This window comes from Pseudomonas sp. GW101-3H06 (assembly GCF_059424605.1).
In genome coordinates this window covers 5,830,715-5,847,776 of the sequence record NZ_JBWKZO010000001.1, presented here as the reverse complement: position 1 = coordinate 5,847,776, position 17,062 = coordinate 5,830,715, and the positions used below count along the sequence as shown (strand labels likewise).

General features: G+C 58.8%; 17 protein-coding genes. 12 read left to right on the top strand and 5 right to left on the bottom strand.

Annotated elements, in window-relative coordinates; translation table 11 throughout:
* Positions 1 to 117: 117 nt before the first annotated feature.
* The 6 genes from AC07ZE_RS26980 (at position 118) to trpE (ending at position 6,724) form a co-directional block, all read left to right on the top strand.
* Positions 118 to 1,365 (top strand): ABC transporter permease, encoded by a 1,248-nt coding sequence (locus AC07ZE_RS26980; protein ID WP_207267394.1) that lies wholly within the window; start codon positions 118 to 120, stop codon positions 1,363 to 1,365.
* 12 nt (positions 1,366 to 1,377) lie between these two features.
* Entirely contained in the window at positions 1,378 to 2,202 is an 825-nt protein-coding gene (locus AC07ZE_RS26975) for an ABC transporter permease (RefSeq protein ID WP_095195836.1), read from the top strand.
* Between the two features lie 216 nt (positions 2,203 to 2,418).
* Complete coding sequence (locus tag AC07ZE_RS26970) at positions 2,419 to 3,567, top strand: iron-containing alcohol dehydrogenase (RefSeq protein ID WP_207267393.1); 1,149 nt, start codon at positions 2,419 to 2,421, stop codon at positions 3,565 to 3,567.
* Positions 3,568 to 3,681: 114 nt separating this feature from the next.
* Complete coding sequence (gene rpe / locus AC07ZE_RS26965; RefSeq protein ID WP_207267392.1) at positions 3,682 to 4,356, top strand: ribulose-phosphate 3-epimerase; 675 nt, start codon at positions 3,682 to 3,684, stop codon at positions 4,354 to 4,356.
* Complete coding sequence (locus AC07ZE_RS26960) at positions 4,353 to 5,171, top strand: phosphoglycolate phosphatase (protein WP_095195834.1); 819 nt, start codon at positions 4,353 to 4,355, stop codon at positions 5,169 to 5,171. The genes rpe and AC07ZE_RS26960 overlap by 4 nt, the downstream gene beginning before the upstream one ends.
* Positions 5,172 to 5,242: 71 nt before the next feature.
* On the top strand, positions 5,243 to 6,724 hold the full coding sequence (trpE, locus tag AC07ZE_RS26955; RefSeq protein WP_207267391.1) for an anthranilate synthase component I: 1,482 nt from the start codon (positions 5,243 to 5,245) through the stop codon (positions 6,722 to 6,724).
* Positions 6,725 to 6,902: 178 nt separating this feature from the next.
* On the opposite strand, the gene estP is transcribed toward trpE, so the two are convergent.
* A complete protein-coding gene (gene estP, locus AC07ZE_RS26950) occupies positions 6,903 to 8,810 on the bottom strand; it encodes an esterase EstP (protein ID WP_207267390.1) in 1,908 nt (635 codons plus the stop codon).
* Between the two features lie 406 nt (positions 8,811 to 9,216).
* Between estP and AC07ZE_RS26945 the strand changes: the two genes are divergently transcribed.
* The 4 genes from AC07ZE_RS26945 to AC07ZE_RS26930 all read left to right on the top strand — a co-directional run bounded on the left by AC07ZE_RS26945 (position 9,217) and on the right by AC07ZE_RS26930 (position 12,549).
* The gene (locus AC07ZE_RS26945) at positions 9,217 to 9,810 is read left to right on the top strand and encodes an aminodeoxychorismate/anthranilate synthase component II (RefSeq protein ID WP_207267387.1); all 594 of its coding nucleotides are present in this window, start codon (positions 9,217 to 9,219) and stop codon (positions 9,808 to 9,810) included.
* A 9-nt stretch (positions 9,811 to 9,819) separates the two neighbouring features.
* The gene (gene trpD, locus AC07ZE_RS26940; protein ID WP_207267386.1) at positions 9,820 to 10,869 is read left to right on the top strand and encodes an anthranilate phosphoribosyltransferase; all 1,050 of its coding nucleotides are present in this window, start codon (positions 9,820 to 9,822) and stop codon (positions 10,867 to 10,869) included.
* A complete protein-coding gene (gene trpC / locus AC07ZE_RS26935; protein WP_207267385.1) occupies positions 10,866 to 11,702 on the top strand; it encodes an indole-3-glycerol phosphate synthase TrpC in 837 nt (278 codons plus the stop codon). The genes trpD and trpC overlap by 4 nt, the downstream gene beginning before the upstream one ends.
* Positions 11,703 to 11,847: 145 nt before the next feature.
* Positions 11,848 to 12,549 (top strand): lipoate--protein ligase family protein, encoded by a 702-nt coding sequence (locus tag AC07ZE_RS26930; protein WP_207267383.1) that lies wholly within the window; start codon positions 11,848 to 11,850, stop codon positions 12,547 to 12,549.
* A 10-nt stretch (positions 12,550 to 12,559) separates the two neighbouring features.
* Here AC07ZE_RS26930 and crp read toward each other — a convergent pair whose 3' ends face one another.
* Entirely contained in the window at positions 12,560 to 13,204 is a 645-nt protein-coding gene (gene crp, locus AC07ZE_RS26925; protein ID WP_207267381.1) for a cAMP-activated global transcriptional regulator CRP, read from the bottom strand.
* Between the two features lie 229 nt (positions 13,205 to 13,433).
* On the opposite strand from crp, the gene AC07ZE_RS26920 reads away from it, so the two are divergent.
* Together AC07ZE_RS26920 and speD are read left to right on the top strand one after the other, a co-directional pair.
* Positions 13,434 to 13,856 carry an OsmC family protein gene (locus AC07ZE_RS26920; protein WP_008061600.1) on the top strand — a complete coding sequence of 141 codons (423 nt, stop codon included), beginning with the start codon at positions 13,434 to 13,436 and terminating at the stop codon, positions 13,854 to 13,856.
* Positions 13,857 to 14,094: 238 nt separating this feature from the next.
* Complete coding sequence (speD, locus tag AC07ZE_RS26915) at positions 14,095 to 14,889, top strand: adenosylmethionine decarboxylase (RefSeq protein ID WP_207267379.1); 795 nt, start codon at positions 14,095 to 14,097, stop codon at positions 14,887 to 14,889.
* A 115-nt stretch (positions 14,890 to 15,004) separates the two neighbouring features.
* Here speD and coq7 read toward each other — a convergent pair whose 3' ends face one another.
* From coq7 to AC07ZE_RS26900, 3 genes are all read right to left on the bottom strand, one after another.
* Entirely contained in the window at positions 15,005 to 15,652 is a 648-nt protein-coding gene (gene coq7, locus AC07ZE_RS26910) for a 2-polyprenyl-3-methyl-6-methoxy-1,4-benzoquinone monooxygenase (RefSeq protein ID WP_207267377.1), read from the bottom strand.
* Between the two features lie 147 nt (positions 15,653 to 15,799).
* Positions 15,800 to 16,138 carry a histidine triad nucleotide-binding protein gene (locus tag AC07ZE_RS26905; protein WP_175387604.1) on the bottom strand — a complete coding sequence of 113 codons (339 nt, stop codon included), beginning with the start codon at positions 16,136 to 16,138 and terminating at the stop codon, positions 15,800 to 15,802.
* Between the two features lie 79 nt (positions 16,139 to 16,217).
* The gene (locus AC07ZE_RS26900; RefSeq protein ID WP_207267373.1) at positions 16,218 to 17,006 is read right to left on the bottom strand and encodes an SDR family NAD(P)-dependent oxidoreductase; all 789 of its coding nucleotides are present in this window, start codon (positions 17,004 to 17,006) and stop codon (positions 16,218 to 16,220) included.
* Between the last annotated feature and the right edge of the window lie 56 nt (positions 17,007 to 17,062).

The following is a 17,062-nucleotide window of genomic DNA, read 5'->3' as shown; positions in this document are numbered from 1 at the left end:
AGCGAGCCAGCTCGCGAAAGCGGTGTATCAGTCAGCATCAATGTTGAATTTGAAGACGCATTCGCGAGCAAGCTCGCTCCCACATTATCGATTGATCAAAGATTTCCGGAGTACGCCATGGCCATCGCCATTCCCGTGAACGCGGGCACTGACCCCACCTTGAAGCAGCGGCTCAAGCACGCCGAGCGGGTCAACCGCTGGAAGGCCCAGGCCTTGATCGCGCCGCTGGTGCTGTTTCTGTTGCTGGTGTTCCTGGTGCCGATCGTGGCGCTGCTCTACAAAAGCGTCGGAAACCCGGAAGTAGTCGGCGGCATGCCACGCACCGTGGCGGCCATCGCCAGCTGGGATGGTCGCGGCCTGCCCGCTGAACCGGTTTACAAGGCTGCCAGCGAAGATTTGGCTGAAGCCCGCAAGAATCAGACCTTGGGCGATTTGTCCAAACGCTTGAACATGGAGTTGGCCGGCTACCGCAGCCTGCTGACCAAAACTGCCCGTGCCTTGCCATTCGCCACCGAACCGACTTCTTATAAAGAAGCGCTGGAAGGTCTCGACGAGCGCTGGGGCGACCCGGCCTACTGGCAAGCGGTGCGCCGTAACACCAGCAGCATCACACCGTATTACCTCCTGGCCGCCGTCGATCACCGCATCGACGACCTCGGCGAGCTCGCGCCGGCCACACCCGACCAGGCGATCTACCTCGACATCTTTGCCCGCACCTTCTGGATGGGCCTGATCATTACCGTGATCTGCCTGGTGCTGGCCTATCCATTGGCTTACCTGCTGGCGAACCTGCCGTCGCGGCAAAGCAACTTGCTGATGATTCTGGTGCTGTTGCCGTTCTGGACGTCGATCCTGGTGCGAGTCGCGGCATGGATCGTTCTGCTGCAATCGGGTGGCTTGATCAACAGCGGCCTGATGGCCCTGGGCATCATCGATAAACCGGTGGAGCTGGTGTTCAACCGCATCGGGGTCTACATCTCCATGGTGCACATCCTGCTGCCGTTCATGATCCTGCCGATCTACAGCGTGATGAAAGGCATCTCGCCGACCTACATGCGTGCAGCGATATCCCTGGGCTGCCACCCATTCGCCAGTTTCTGGCGGGTGTACTTCCCGCAAACCTATGCCGGTGTCGGCGCCGGTTGTCTGTTGGTGTTCATCCTCGCCATCGGCTACTACATCACCCCGGCATTGCTGGGTAGCCCGAACGATCAGATGGTCAGCTATTTCGTCGCCTTCTACACCAACACCAGCATCAACTGGGGCATGGCGACCGCGCTGGGCGGGCTGCTGCTCCTGGCGACCGTGGTGCTTTATCTGATTTACAGCTGGCTGGTGGGCGCGAGCCGCCTGCGCCTGAGCTAAGGGGAGAATGAAATGCTGAGTCCTTATATGTCGCCCATCGAGCGGGTGTGGTTCTACAGCTTGCGGATTCTCTGCGGCCTGATTCTGTTGTTCCTGATCCTGCCGGTACTGGTGATCATTCCGCTGTCGTTCAACTCCGGCAGTTTCCTGGTGTACCCGCTGCAAGGCTTCTCGTTGCAGTGGTACCACGACTTCTTCGCGTCGGCGGAGTGGATGCGGGCACTGAAGAACAGCATCATCGTTGCCCCGGCGGCCACGGTGCTGGCCATGGTGTTTGGAACATTGGCAGCGATTGGCCTGACCCGCGGCGATTTCCCGGGCAAGGCGCTGGTCATGGCGTTGGTGATTTCACCGATGGTGGTGCCGGTGGTGATCATCGGTGTGGCCAGCTATCTGTTCTTTGCCCCCTTGGGCCTGGGCAACAGCTTCTTCTCGCTGATTGTGGTGCATGCGGTGCTGGGTGTGCCGTTCGTGATCATCACGGTGTCGGCGACCTTGCAGGGCTTTAACTACAATCTGGTGCGTGCTGCTGCAAGTCTCGGTGCCTCGCCGCTGACCACATTCCGTCGAGTCACCTTGCCGCTGATTGCTCCCGGTGTGATCTCCGGAGCGTTGTTCGCCTTCGCCACTTCGTTCGATGAGGTGGTGGTGACGCTGTTCCTCGCCGGCCCAGAGCAAGCAACCCTGCCACGGCAGATGTTCAGCGGTATCCGCGAAAACCTCAGCCCAACCATTGCTGCCGCGGCGACGCTTCTGATCGCCTTCTCGGTGATTCTGTTGCTGACGCTGGAATGGCTGCGTGGCCGTAGCGAGAAACTGCGTACCGCGCAGGTCTAACGCTACACACCGATCAACTGTCGGAGCGAGCCTGCTCGATAAAGCGGAGTGTCAGTCGACTCGAATGTCGAATGTTCAACCGTCTTAGCGAACCGGCTCGCTCCCACAGGGGGGGCTCCAGCGGACCTTCAGTTCATTCATGACCTGAATACCGGCGAACCACAAATCCCCAGCTACTATTGTGCCCAGCTCCCCTACCTATAAGAGGCTGCGCACATGAGTCTTTCTTCTTTCAAAATTGCCCACAAACTGATCACCGGCGCAGGGGCTATCGAGCAACTGGCGACGGAGCTGACCCGTCTGGACATCGACAATCCGCTGATCGTCACCGACGCCGCCCTGGTCAAGTCCGGCACGGTCGAGCTGGCACTGGCGCAGCTCGGGGAGCGCAGCTACGAGATCTTTGACCGGGTACTGCCGGATCCGGAAATCGCCATCGTCGAAGATTGCATGCGGGTTTACCGTGAGGGCGGGCACGACGGGTTGATCGGTCTGGGCGGCGGCAGTGCCATCGATATCGCCAAGAGCGTTGCCGCCTATGCCGGATACCACGGGGCGCTGGAGGATTTGTTCGGCATCGACCAGGTTCCGCGCAAGGGCCCGCCGCTGATCGCGATTCCAACCACTGCCGGCACCGGTTCTGAAGTGACCAACGTGGCGATCCTCTCCGACAAGGTCGCGCAGTTGAAGAGGGGGATCGTCAGTGACTACCTGTTACCGGATGTGGCACTGGTCAGCCCGCAAATGACCCTGACCTGCCCGCGCAGTGTCACCGCCGCCAGTGGCGTCGACGCGTTGGTGCATGCCATCGAATCTTACCTGTCGGTCAACGCCTCGCCGATAACCGACGCCCTGGCCATTGGCGCGATCAAGCTGATCGCCAAGGCTTTACCCAAGGCCTACGCCAACCCGTCCAACCTGCAGGCCCGTGAGGACATGGCCACGGCCAGCCTGATGGCCGGCATGGCGTTCGGCAATGCCGGGGTCGGCGCGGTGCATGCGCTGGCATATCCGCTGGGGGGGCGTTTCAACATTTCCCATGGGGTGAGCAACGCTTTATTACTGCCCTATGTCATGACCTGGAACAAGATGGCTTGCATCGAACGCATGCAGGATATTGCCGAAGCCATGGGGGTGAAGACCACTCATCTGAGTGTTAGCGAGGCGGCCGATAAAGCCGTGGAGGCCATGAGCACGTTGTGCGCCGCCGTGGAAATCCCCCCAGGGTTGCGCAGTTTCGGGGTGCCGGAGGACGCCATCCCGGCCATGGCCGTTGAAGCCGCGGGGATCGAGCGTCTGATGCGCAACAATCCGCGCAAACTCAGTGCCGTCGATATCGAGAAGATCTACCGCGCGGCTTATTAGAACCTCTGCCGTTGAGACTGATGGCAAAGCCCAATCATCGCGCTCACGGTGCGCGGGTCAAAGCATGAGGTATACAATGCGCGCCATCGTGATTTAGCTCAGAAAAGGTGCGTCATGCAGCCCTTCGTAATTGCTCCGTCGATTCTCTCCGCCGACTTTGCCCGCCTGGGCGAAGAAGTGGACAACGTCCTGGCCGCCGGCGCCGACTTCGTGCACTTCGATGTCATGGACAACCACTACGTTCCAAACCTGACCATCGGCCCGATGGTGTGTGCGGCGCTGCGCAAGTACGGCGTAACCGCGCCGATCGACGCGCACCTGATGGTCAGCCCGGTGGACCGCATCGTCGGTGATTTCATCGAGGCCGGCGCGACCTACATCACCTTCCACCCGGAAGCCACGCAGCACGTTGACCGTTCCCTGCAACTTATTCGCGAAGGCGGCTGCAAGTCGGGCCTGGTGTTCAACCCGGCAACGCCGCTGGACGTGCTCAAGTACGTGATGGACAAGGTCGACATGATCCTGCTGATGAGCGTCAACCCGGGCTTCGGCGGGCAGAAGTTCATTCCCGGCACGCTCGACAAGCTGCGCGAAGCGCGGGCCTTGATCGATGCGTCCGGTCGCGACATCCGCCTGGAAATCGATGGCGGCGTGAACGTGAACAACATTCGTGAAATCGCTACGGCGGGTGCCGACACCTTTGTCGCCGGCTCGGCGATCTTCAATGCCCCGAACTACCAGGAAGTGATCGAGAAGATGCGCTCCGAACTGGCGCTGGCTCGCCCATGAGTGGTTTCGAGCAGCTGTTCCCGGGAAGTCTGCCAAGGCTGGTGATGTTCGATCTGGATGGCACCTTGATCGACTCGGTCCCGGACCTCGCAGCGGCTGTGGATAACATGCTGCTCAAGCTCGGCCGTGCACCCGCCGGTATCGAATCGGTTCGCGAGTGGGTAGGCAATGGTGCGCCGGTGCTGGTTCGCCGTGCGCTGGCCGGTGGTCTCGACCATTCGGCGGTCGATGACACCGAGGCCGAAAGAGCATTGGAGATTTTCATGCAGGCGTATGGCGAAAGCCATGAGCTGACCGTGGTCTATCCCGGCGTGCGCGACACCCTGAAGTGGCTGCACAAGCAGGGTGTCGAGATGGCGCTGATCACCAACAAGCCCGAGCGCTTCGTCGCACCGCTGCTGGATCAGATGAAGATCGGTCGCTATTTCCGCCTGATCATCGGCGGCGATACCCTGCCACAGAAAAAACCGGACCCGGCCGCGCTGTTTTTCGTGATGAAGATGACCAACATCCCGGCCTCGCAATCCTTGTTCGTCGGCGATTCGCGCAGCGATGTGCTGGCGGCGAAAGCGGCGGGGGTCAAGTGCGTGGCGTTGAGTTACGGCTACAACCATGGGCGGCCGATTGCCGAAGAGTCGCCAACGCTGGTTATCGATGATCTGCGCAAACTAATTCCCGGTTGCCTGGATCCGGCCGCTGAGATAACGTTGCCCGACGCTGTCCAACCCCCTTCTGGAAACGCCATCGTGGTGGTCACTCGCAAACTCTGGATGAAAGTCATCAAGGCCCTGGCCCGCTGGCGTTGGCGCGCCTGACTTGTTCCTGGCCGGTTACCCCGGCGCGTTTGCATACCTGACTGTCAGACCCTCAAGCCACGAGGCACATCATGATCCGCGAAGAATTCCTGCGTTTGGCCGCTGCCGGCTACAACCGCATCCCGCTTGCCTGCGAAACCCTGGCCGATTTCGACACGCCGCTGTCGATCTACCTGAAACTGGCCGACGAGCCCAACTCTTACCTGCTGGAATCGGTACAGGGCGGCGAAAAATGGGGCCGGTACTCGATCATCGGCCTGCCGTGCCGTACTGTGCTGCGGGTTCATGATCATCACGTCAGCGTGACCGTCGACGGCGTCGAAACCGAAAGCCATGACGTCGAAGATCCGCTGGCCTTCGTCGAAGCTTTCAAGGCCCGCTACAACGTGCCGACCATCGCCGGCCTGCCGCGTTTCAACGGTGGCCTGGTGGGTTACTTCGGTTACGACTGCGTGCGCTATGTGGAAAAGCGTCTGGGTAAATGCCCGAATCCGGACCCATTGGGCGTGCCGGACATTCTGCTGATGGTTTCCGACGCGGTGGTGGTGTTCGACAACCTCGCTGGCAAGATGCATGCGATCGTCCTGGCCGACCCGGCGCAGGAAGATGCTTTCGAACAAGGTCGTGCGCGCCTGGAAGAACTGCTGGAAAAACTCCGCCAGCCGATCACCCCGCGCCGTGGCCTGGATTTCAGCAAGCAGCAAGCGGCTGATCCGGTGTTCCGCTCCAGCTTTACCCAGGACGATTACGAAAAAGCCGTCGACACCATCAAGGAATACATCCTGGCCGGTGACTGCATGCAAGTGGTGCCGTCCCAGCGCATGTCGATCGACTTCAAGGCTGCCCCGATCGACCTGTACCGCGCGCTGCGCTGCTTCAACCCGACGCCTTACATGTACTTCTTCAACTTTGGCGACTTCCACGTCGTTGGCAGTTCGCCGGAAGTGCTGGTGCGGGTCGAGGACAACTTGATCACTGTGCGTCCGATTGCCGGCACCCGCCCACGTGGAGCCAACGAAGAGGCTGATCTGGAGCTGGAAAAAGACCTGCTGTCGGACGCCAAGGAAATCGCCGAGCACCTGATGCTGATCGATCTGGGCCGCAACGATACCGGTCGAGTGTCCGAGGTCGGTTCGGTGAAACTCACCGAGAAGATGGTCATCGAGCGCTATTCCAATGTGATGCACATCGTGTCCAACGTCACTGGCCAGTTGAAGGCCGGCCTGACGGCAATGGACGCATTGCGGGCGATTCTGCCGGCGGGTACGTTATCCGGCGCACCGAAAATTCGCGCAATGGAAATCATCGATGAGTTGGAACCGGTCAAACGCGGTGTCTACGGTGGTGCCGTCGGCTACTTCGCCTGGAACGGAAACATGGACACTGCCATTGCGATCCGCACGGCGGTGATCAAGAACGGCGAACTGCATGTGCAGGCCGGTGGTGGCATCGTCGCCGACTCGGTGCCGGCGCTGGAATGGGAAGAAACCCTGAACAAGCGTCGCGCAATGTTCCGTGCGGTTGCCCTGGCTGAACAAACCCCGGCCGCCTGAATTCGCCATTAACCCTGTGGGAGCGAGCCAGCTCCCGAAGGGGCTGGCACAGCCAACATTGATTTAGCCTGATCCACCGCTTTCGCGAGCAGGCTCGCTCCCACAATGGCTTTACCTGCATAAAAAAAACGCGGCGCCCGTAAAGGCGCCGCGTTTTTCATATTTGCTGTTTGCTTGATCAAAAGTCCAGCGCGACTCCAACGGAAATCCCTTGCTGGGTAAAGTCATCATCCTTGCGAAAGGTGTACCCGCCACGTAGCGCAAGATCGGTCGTCAGCTTGTGGCTGACCCCCAGGCTCACGCGATTCAAATGACTCTGTGGGGTATAGCCATCAAGCGTGAAGTCGAGGGACGGCAAACTATTTAGGGCGATGTTCACCTTCTGCACGTCATCTTCATACTCGCGCTCGTAGGCATATTCGCCAAACACTTGGGTCTGCGGGGTGATCTGATACTTACCCTGCAACCCGGCGCCGAGACGTTTCGAATCGCGCTTCTGGTCATCAAAGGTCAATGCCGTGGAGCGGTTGTCATTTTCCGAGTAGCCGTCGACTTCCACTTTTGCGTAATCGGCACTGATGAATGGTGACAGGTGCCACTCACTGCCGGGCTGCGCAATGTCGTAACCAACGCGTGTGCTGAACGCCCAAAGGTAGCCATCGGTGTCGCCTTTTTCCGCTCCCTCGCTCGCACCCAGGTCGAATTTGCGCTTGAGGTTGTCGTAGTCCAGTTTGCCGCCGGTCAATGCGGCATCGGCCCACCACCGGTTTTGCTGGAACTGGGCGAATAGGGTGGCCAGGTAGCTGTTGAGTTTGTAGTCGGAATCGTTACTGCCCGCCTCCAGACTCTGACGATAGAAGCCTGCCGCCACACCTACGCGCCAGGCTTCATTGAGGCGATAGCTGCCGCCAATGTTCAAGCTGTAGCCGTTGCCATCGGCATCGGCACCGCTGCTTTGATGGTCCACATCGAGATGCTGGCCACCCCCGGCCACGATGGCACGCCACTGGCCGACCGCCTGCCAGTTCTCCCAGTCGGATTGCCATTGGCTGCGCAGTTCATCCTGATGCGCGCGTAGCGTGGCGTGGGCCATTTCCGGCAGCAGCGTCAGCTCCCAGGGCGCAGCGAGTAATGAATAGGCGTAATCGGACACCAGCTTTTGCCCGGCTTCGGTCGGATGCACCCCATCGTTATAAATCAACTTGCTCGGATCCGGAGTAGCGCTGTTGATGCCATAAGTAGCGTTTTCGGTGCAACTATCACCACTGAAACAAGTGGCAGTCAGATTCTGGCCGGTAGCAAAACCGAATCGCGCTGGATCGGCGAAGGTTTCCTGCAACAGCAGTGGAATATTCAGCGGGATGATTTCGGCATCGATCCCTGCCAGTCGCGTGACCAATTGCCGGTTGAAGGCTGCGCTCAGCTGTGACGAGGGCGTCTGCAGAGGCGTGCCGTTGATCGCTGGCGTCAAACCCAGGTCAGGCAGCAGCCAGACCATGATGTATCGGGCGCCGGCGGTTTGCAGAACCTGAGCACTGTTTGCCAGTCGGTCCGCGGCGGCGTTTGCCTGAGCGCCACTTTGAACGCGCCCCTGAAGAAAGTCATTACCACCCCCGGAGAGGTAATACAGCGCGTTCGGATCGGCGCGAAAGTTATTGGTCGGCAGATAGCCCGCACGGGTGCGCTCACCGGTGGCGGATGCGGTGGTGATCGAGTCGAGGATCTGGTCGGTGCGATAACCACCAACGGCCCAGTTATTGCCATCAGGCAAGCCCTGGGAAGCACGCGCGGCCGAGGTTGAAGCGGCGGTCTGGTCTGGTGAAAAACCGAGTCGTGCACCCAGCAGTTGGGTGGAGTTTGCGGAGTAAACTTCGCCACTGCCGTCCTGATAAGTCGGTCCGGTACGGTTGGTGAAGCGCAGGGTAGCGCCGGGAGGGCCACCGGCGTCGGTAAACTGCCCTGCATCGTTGAGGCTGTCGCCGAAGACGATAAACTTCGAATAGGGGTTGGGCGCCGCGATTGCTTGAGTGCAGGCCATGGCAAGCAAGCAGCCGGCAAGTGGTGCATACAGCGTCTGTCTGATCATGAGCAAGTCCGTTTGTTTATTGTTTTAATGAGCGAAACGACAGTGGCAAAAACTATAGAACCAGATGCCATTCGGCGCGAACCCGCCGAATGTTACATAAGGTTCGATCGCGCCATATTGCACGCTCCGCCCAGCTAAGTTACTGTGCCAAGACGTATAAATGAGACCTTCCCCGTGTTGATCGTCAGCAAACTACTGGATCAAGTCATCAAGGCACACGCCCGCTGGCGTTGGCGCGCCTGAATCCTTCTGCCGGCCCTGCCGGATCTTTACCGCTTTGCCTTCTTTGCCCGTAAGACGCACCGCTTTGCTGCGCGATTTCAGCGACCGACAAAGTGCAGGACGCTGCGGGTCAATCATTCGAAGGCTGTATTAAAGTCAGTGAATTCAAGAGGTTCTTAACGCCATGTTGCTGATGATCGATAACTACGACTCCTTTACCTACAACGTTGTGCAGTACCTTGGTGAGCTCGGCTCCCAGGTCAAAGTCGTGCGCAACGATGAACTCACCATTGCCGAAATCGAAGCCCTCAACCCTGAGCGCATCGTTGTGTCTCCTGGCCCTTGCACCCCGACCGAAGCCGGCGTCTCGATTGAGGTGATCAAACACTTTGGCGGCAAACTGCCGATTCTGGGTGTCTGCCTCGGTCACCAGTCCATCGGCCAGGCCTTTGGCGGTGATGTGGTCCGTGCCCGTCAGGTCATGCACGGCAAGACCAGCCCGGTGTTCCACGAGGACAAGGGCGTGTTCGAAGGCCTGAACAATCCGCTGACGGTTACCCGCTATCATTCATTGATCGTTAAGCGCGAAACCCTGCCCGACTGCCTTGAACTGACCGCGTGGACTCGGCACGAAGACGGTTCGGTCGACGAGATCATGGGCCTGCGCCATAAAAGCCTGAACATTGAGGGGGTGCAATTTCACCCCGAGTCGATCCTCACCGAACAAGGCCACGAACTGTTCGCGAACTTCCTCAAACAAACCGGCGGCACGCGCTAAGGACTTTTCATGAATATCAAAACAGCCCTGAGCCGTATCGTTGACCAGCTCGATCTCACCACTGAAGAAATGCGCGATGTGATGCGCGAAATCATGACCGGGCAATGCACGGACGCGCAGATCGGTGCGTTCATGATGGCCATGCGCATGAAGAGCGAAAGCATCGATGAGATCGTCGGTGCCGTGTCGGTGATGCGCGAGCTGGCGGACAAGGTCGAACTCAAGACCCTGGACGGCGTGGTGGATGTGGTCGGCACTGGCGGTGATGGTGCCAACATTTTCAACGTTTCGACCGCGTCTTCTTTTGTCGTGGCAGCGGCAGGATGCACCGTGGCCAAGCACGGTAACCGTGCGGTGTCGGGCAAGAGCGGCAGTGCCGATTTACTCGAAGCTGCCGGGATCTACCTCAACCTGACGCCTGTTCAGGTGGCGCGTTGCATCGACAACGTCGGCATCGGGTTCATGTTTGCCCAGACCCATCACAAGGCCATGAAATACGCTGCCGGCCCGCGCCGCGACCTCGGCCTGCGAACCCTGTTCAACATGCTCGGCCCGCTTACGAATCCGGCTGGCGTGAAACATCAGGTGGTGGGCGTGTTCAACCAGGCGTTGTGCCGGCCATTGGCCGAAGTCCTGCAACGTCTTGGCAGCAAGCATGTGCTGGTGGTGCATTCGAAAGACGGTCTGGATGAATTCAGCCTGGCGGCGCCGACCTTTGTCGCCGAACTCAAGGATGATCAGATCACCGAGTACTGGGTCGAACCAGAAGATCTGGGCATGAAGAGCCAGAGCCTGCACGGTCTGTCGGTGGATGGCCCGGAGGCCTCGCTGGCGCTGATCCGTGATGCGCTGGGCAAGCGCAAAACCGAGAACGGCCAGAAAGCCGCCGAAATGATTGTGCTCAATGCCGGGGCGGCGCTGTACGCCGCTGACCTGGCCAATAGTTTGAAACAAGGCGTGGAGCTTGCGCACGACGCCCTGCACACCGGTCTGGCTCGGGAAAAACTCGAAGAACTGGGTGCCTTTACCGCGGTATTCAAAGTGGAGAATGAGGGATGAGTGTACCGACGGTTCTGGAGAACATTCTGGCACGCAAGGTCGAGGAAGTTGCCGAGCGTAGCGCTCGTGTAAGCCTCGCCGAGCTGGAAAGTCTGGCCAAGGCGGCCGATGCACCCCGTGGTTTTGCCCAGGCGTTGCTGGCTCAGGCCAAGCTGAAACAGCCGGCAGTCATTGCCGAGATCAAGAAAGCTTCGCCGAGCAAAGGCGTGATTCGCGAGAACTTCGTTCCCGCCGACATCGCCAAAAGCTACGAGAAGGGCGGTGCGACCTGTTTGTCCGTACTGACCGATATCGATTACTTCCAGGGCGCCGACGCGTACCTGCAGCAGGCCCGCGCGGCATGCAATCTGCCGGTAATCCGCAAGGACTTCATGATCGATCCATACCAGATCGTCGAGGCCCGTGCCTTGGGCGCCGACTGCGTGCTGTTGATCGTCTCCGCTCTGGATGACGTGAAAATGGCCGAGCTGGCGTCGGTAGCAAAAAGCGTCGGCCTCGATGTGCTGGTGGAAGTCCACGATGGCGACGAACTGGAGCGGGCCTTGAAAACCCTCGACACGCCATTGGTTGGCGTGAACAATCGCAACCTGCACACCTTCGAGGTCAGCCTGGAAACCACTCTGGATCTGTTGCCGCGTATCCCGCGCGACCGCCTGGTGATCACCGAAAGCGGCATCCTCAATCGCGCCGATGTCGAATTGATGGAAATCAGCGACGTTTACGCGTTTCTGGTGGGCGAAGCTTTCATGCGTGCCGAGAGCCCGGGTACTGAATTGCAGCGATTGTTCTTCCCTGAGCGTGGCATTCCTGTCAGCGGTTCGACCCTCGACTGATTGCTCATCGACCGAGTCGACCCTTTCGCGAGCAAGCCCGCTCCCACAGTAGATCTCTGGTATCAGCAGATCCCTTGTGGGAGCGAGCCTACTCGTGAAGGCGGCATAAGATGCACCACAGGCTTCAAGTCCTACGGAAAACCTTATGACCTCAGCTCTCTCCCTGACCATCGAAACCGGACTTCAAGCCGAACAGGATCTGTTGGCAACAGTCTGTGCCGGCGACTCGGAATTCGGCCTGCTGTTCTGGCAACCGAGTGATCGGGCGCTGGTCATGCCGCGCCGTTTGAATCGGTTACCGGGTTTCGAGGCAGCATGCGAGGTTTCGGCAGCGGCGGGCTGGCCTGTGCTGTTACGCGAAACCGGCGGCGAGCCGGTGCCACAATCGGCCTCGACCCTCAATATCGCGCTGGTTTACGCGCCACCGCGCAGCGAAGGCGATCTTAACCGCATCGAATCTGGCTACCGACGCCTGTGCGATCCGATCTGTCAGTTGCTGGATGAACTGGGTGGCACTTCATCTCTTGGCGAAATCGACGGCGCGTTTTGCGATGGACGTTTCAACGTTAATCTGGATGGGCGCAAGATGGTGGGCACCGCCCAGCGCTGGCGGCAGAGTCAGGGCGGTCAGCGTCCGGTCGGGCTGGTACATGGTGCAATGCTGCTGGATAACGAGCGCGAATCGATGGTTGCGGCGGTCAATCGCTTTAACGAGGCTTGCGGTCTGGAGCAACGGGTGCGTGCCGAGAGTCATATCGCCCTGCATGAGAAGTTCACGGCGCCAAGTGCGCTGGTACGTCTCGACGAACTCTTCCGGCAAATGCTGGCACAGATGTTCGACGCCTAGGCTCGAGAACTTAACGGGTACCGAAGACCACCATGGTCTTGCCTTTGACATCCACCAGGTTGCGTTCCTCCAGATCCTTGAGCACGCGACCGACCATCTCCCGCGAACAACCGACAATCCTCCCGATTTCCTGACGAGTCACCTTGATCTGCATGCCGTCGGGGTGAGTCATCGCATCCGGCTGCTTGCACAGTTCCAGTAGGCAGCGAGCAACACGACCGGTTACGTCGAAAAACGCCAGGTCACCGACCTTGCGAGTGGTGTTACGCAGGCGTTGTGCGATTTGTCCGCTTAACACGTAAAGAATGTCTGGATCCTGCTGCGACAACTCGCGGAATTTCGCATAGCTGATTTCCGCGACTTCGCATTCGGCCTTGGCGCGAACCCAGGCGCTGCGTTCCTGTTCCTGGCCTGCTTGTTCAAACAGGCCCAGTTCGCCAAAAAAGTCCCCGGCGTTCAGGTAGGCGATGATCATTTCCCGACCATCGTCATCCTCGATCAGAATCGTGACCGAACCTTTAATGATGAAGAACAGCGTTTCCGAGCGGTCGCCGGCACAGATGATGTTGCTCTTGGCCAGATAGCGACGGCGCTGGCAATGCATCAACAGCTTGTCGAGGTTCTTGATCTTGGGTGTGGGGGCAATAGCAACCATGGTTGTATCCCGAAATGACTGCACGGATATGTGGTTCTTTTAGGAATTGCGGAAACACCGGCGAAGATGGCTATACGCCAGCGATTTGGCGTCAGCTTAACAGACACTTCCTGCGATATTCGAGAATTTACCTACAAGGCAGATCGTTATGTCCTAGGAAGGCGAGCGCGGTCAATCACGGGGCCTGTGCTAAGCTGGCGACCCTTTTTTAGACAGTGGAGTCTTGGCGATGAAGGCACGCATCCAATGGGCTGGCGAAGCCATGTTCCTCGGCGAATCCGGCAGCGGTCATGTCGTGGTCATGGACGGTCCGCCCGATGCAGGCGGTCGTAACCTGGGTGTCCGGCCGATGGAAATGCTCCTGCTGGGTGTTGGCGGTTGCAGCAATTTCGACGTGGTCAGCATCCTCAAGAAATCCCGCCAGGCGGTGGAGAGCTGCGAAGCCTTTCTCGAAGCCGAGCGCGCAACCGAAGATCCGAAAGTATTTACCAAGATCCACATGCACTTCGTGGTCAAGGGCCGCGGGCTGAAAGAAGCCCAGGTCAAGCGCGCCATTGAGCTGTCCGCCGAGAAGTATTGCTCGGCGTCGATCATGCTGGGCGCTGCGGGTGTCGAGATCACCCACGACTACGAAATCATCGAGCTTGGCTGAATCGACATTCAACTATCATAAAGTCTGTGCAGACTCTGGCGATCCCCTGCTGACGTCTGCATAATGCGCCACTTTTTTCAGGGTGGCGGCCTGTCAGCCGACAGGCCGCATACCCGAACAGACAACCAAAATCGCCATCGCGAAGAGGTGTTAACCGTCCTACGCAGGTGCGTCGTTCGCATCTGACGGGCATGCTTGATCACGCGGCAGGGCCGCAATACATAGAGAGTTTTTAACGGTGAAAAGCAAACTCAAGCTCCACGGGTTCAATAACCTGACAAAGACCTTGAGCTTCAACATCTATGACATCTGCTACGCGGAAACCCCGCAAGACCAACAGGCTTACGTCGAGTACATCAATAAAGAGTACAACGCCAAGCGCCTGACGCAGATCCTCACAGAAGTTGTCGATATCATTGGTGCCAACATCCTGAACATCGCCAGTCAGGACTACGAACCGCAGGGCGCCAGCGTCACGATTCTGATCTCTGAAGAGCCGGTCACCCCGACCGACAGTCAGATCGAAGAATCCCCGGGTCCGTTGCCCGAGATCATCCTGGCCCACCTCGACAAGAGCCACATCACGGTGCACACCTACCCGGAAATCCATCCGGATGACGGTATTGCCACCTTCCGTGTGGATATCGACGTATCGACGTGCGGGGTCATTTCACCGCTCAAAGCGCTCAACTTCCTGATTCACCAGTTCGATTCGGACATCGTGACCGTGGATTATCGTGTGCGCGGCTTTACCCGTGACGTTGAAGGCAAGAAGCACTTCATCGACCACGAGATCAATTCGATTCAGAACTACCTTTCCGAAGACACCCGCGACGCGTACCAGATGACCGACGTGAACGTGTACCAGGAAAACCTGTTCCACACCAAAATGCTGCTGAAGAACTTTGAGCTTGATAACTACCTGTTCGGTGATGCCACCAGCAACCTGTCACCTGAACAACGCGCTCAGGTTACCGAGCGTGTGAAACACGAAATGCTCGAAATCTTTTACGCGCGCAACATGCCGAACTAAGATCTTCGAACACAAAAAAAGGCGGCTACCTCACGGTAGTCGCCTTTTTCATGTCTTTAATAAAAACTGTGGGAGCGGACTGGCCCCGACGAGGAGCGCACTGGCGCTGCAATGCTCAGATCCGATACGTACTCTTGGTCATCACCTTCGCCATCAAGCTCATCCCGAACTTCACCGGCGCAGGAAAGCGGAAACCGCCAGCCTCCAGCGCGCTTTCGGCATGCTGCTCTTCATCAATGCGCATCTGTTCAAGAATCGCCCGGGACTTTTCATCCTCCGCCGGTAGCTGCTCAAGGTGTTCGTTCAGGTGTTTGCACACCTGATCTTCCGTCGCCGCGACGAAACCCAGGCTGACTTTGTCGCTGATCAGTCCCGCGACCGCGCCAATCCCGAACGACATTCCGTAGAACAGTGGATTGAGAATGCTGGTGTGGCTGCCCAACTGCTTGATGCGTTGCTCGCACCAGACCAAATGGTCGATTTCTTCTTCGGCGGCGTGTTCCATGGCTTCACGCACTTGCGGCAACTTCGCGGTCAGGGCCTGCCCCTGGTACAGCGCCTGGGCGCAGACTTCGCCGGTATGGTTGATGCGCATCAGGCCGGCAACGTGGCGGGTGTCTTCGTCGCTCATTTTTGCGTCCGGCTGCACGATGGCGGGCGATGGACGGTACGGCTGGCCACTGAAGGGCAACAAGGTACGCATCGCGGCATCGGCTTGCAGCAGAAGGCGGTCAATCGGCGAGTAGTGACGTTGGGTAGTCATGCTGACCTCCGGAGTAATCTCGGCGGCCAGTTTAACCCAATCGGCCGGGGAAGGTTTGCGCGGGGTCATTGTGCTGCAGTTGCCATGACAATGCTGTGATGCATTTGTGGAAGCAGCGGTGCGCCGCTCCCACAAGGTTTGTTGCAATCAGCCCGGCGGCCAGTGCATTTGGCGCTGACCCAGAACATGCATATGAATGTGATACACGGTCTGTCCCCCCAGGTCATTGCAGTTCATGACTACACGGAAGCCTTCTTCGCAACCCAGTTCCAGGGCCAGGCGCTGGGCGGTGAACAGAATATGTCCAGCCAATGCCTTGTCGTCCTCAGTGAGGTCATTCAAGGTGCGCACCGGCTTTTTCGGTACCACCAGAAAGTGCACCGGGGCCTGTGGGGCGATGTCGTGGAAGGCCAGTACCTGGTCGTCCTCGTAAATGATCTTCGCCGGGATTTCCCGGTTGATGATCTTGGTGAACAGAGTATCCACAGCTGTTTCTCCGTTGTTTGAGCTGGCCTGAGTGTACCCATGGGGAATGCACCAGCCCAGTGTTTTACCGTAGGACCGTTCAGCGCGGGCAGTAAGCCTTGTTGACCATGCCGGTGATTGTCCGGATCAGCCATCGCGAACCGAACCGGGGCAGGGCGGCAAACCAGCGGTTGCACCGACCGGGAATAATGATTGCGCGATTTTTCTCCAGGGCTCGAACGGTATAGAGCGCGACTTCCTCCGGGCTCATCATCATCTTGCTGTCGGCCAGCTTGTCCGCGTTCAACTGCGCGGTGCGGAAAAACGCCGTGCGAGTCGGGCCGGGGCAGAGCACCGAGACCTTGACCGCACATTTTTTCAGCTCGACGCGCAATCCTTCGGAAAAGTGCAGCACATACGCCTTGCTCGCGTAATAAGTGCTCATCCACGGGCCGGGATGAAAGGCTGCGACCGAGGCGACGTTCAGGATCTGCCCGCCGCCCTGCAGCGCCATGCTGTTGCCGATGGCATGGCACAGGCGAGTGAGCGCGAGAATGTTTACTTCAATCAGATCCTGCTCGGTCATCCAGTCCTGGGCCAGAAACGGTCCGCAGGTACCAATACCGGCGCAGTTGACCAGCAGGTCGATCTGCCGGTCACCTTCCTCGAGCTCCAGCAAAAAACCGGACAGCCGCAGCGGCTCACCCAGGTCGCAGGCACGGAACAACACTTCCACGCCAAACCGCTGAGTCAGTTCGAGCGCAATACTTTCCAGCTGATCACGTTGTCGGGCCACCAAAATCAGACTACGGCCGCGCCGGGCCAGCGCTTCGGCCATGGCCAGGCCGATGCCGCTGGAAGCGCCGGTGATCAGAGCGTAACGGGTCATTCAGTTCTCCATCGCAACAGCTTCGCGCCGCGACGCAGGTGTCACGAGCCGGAAGC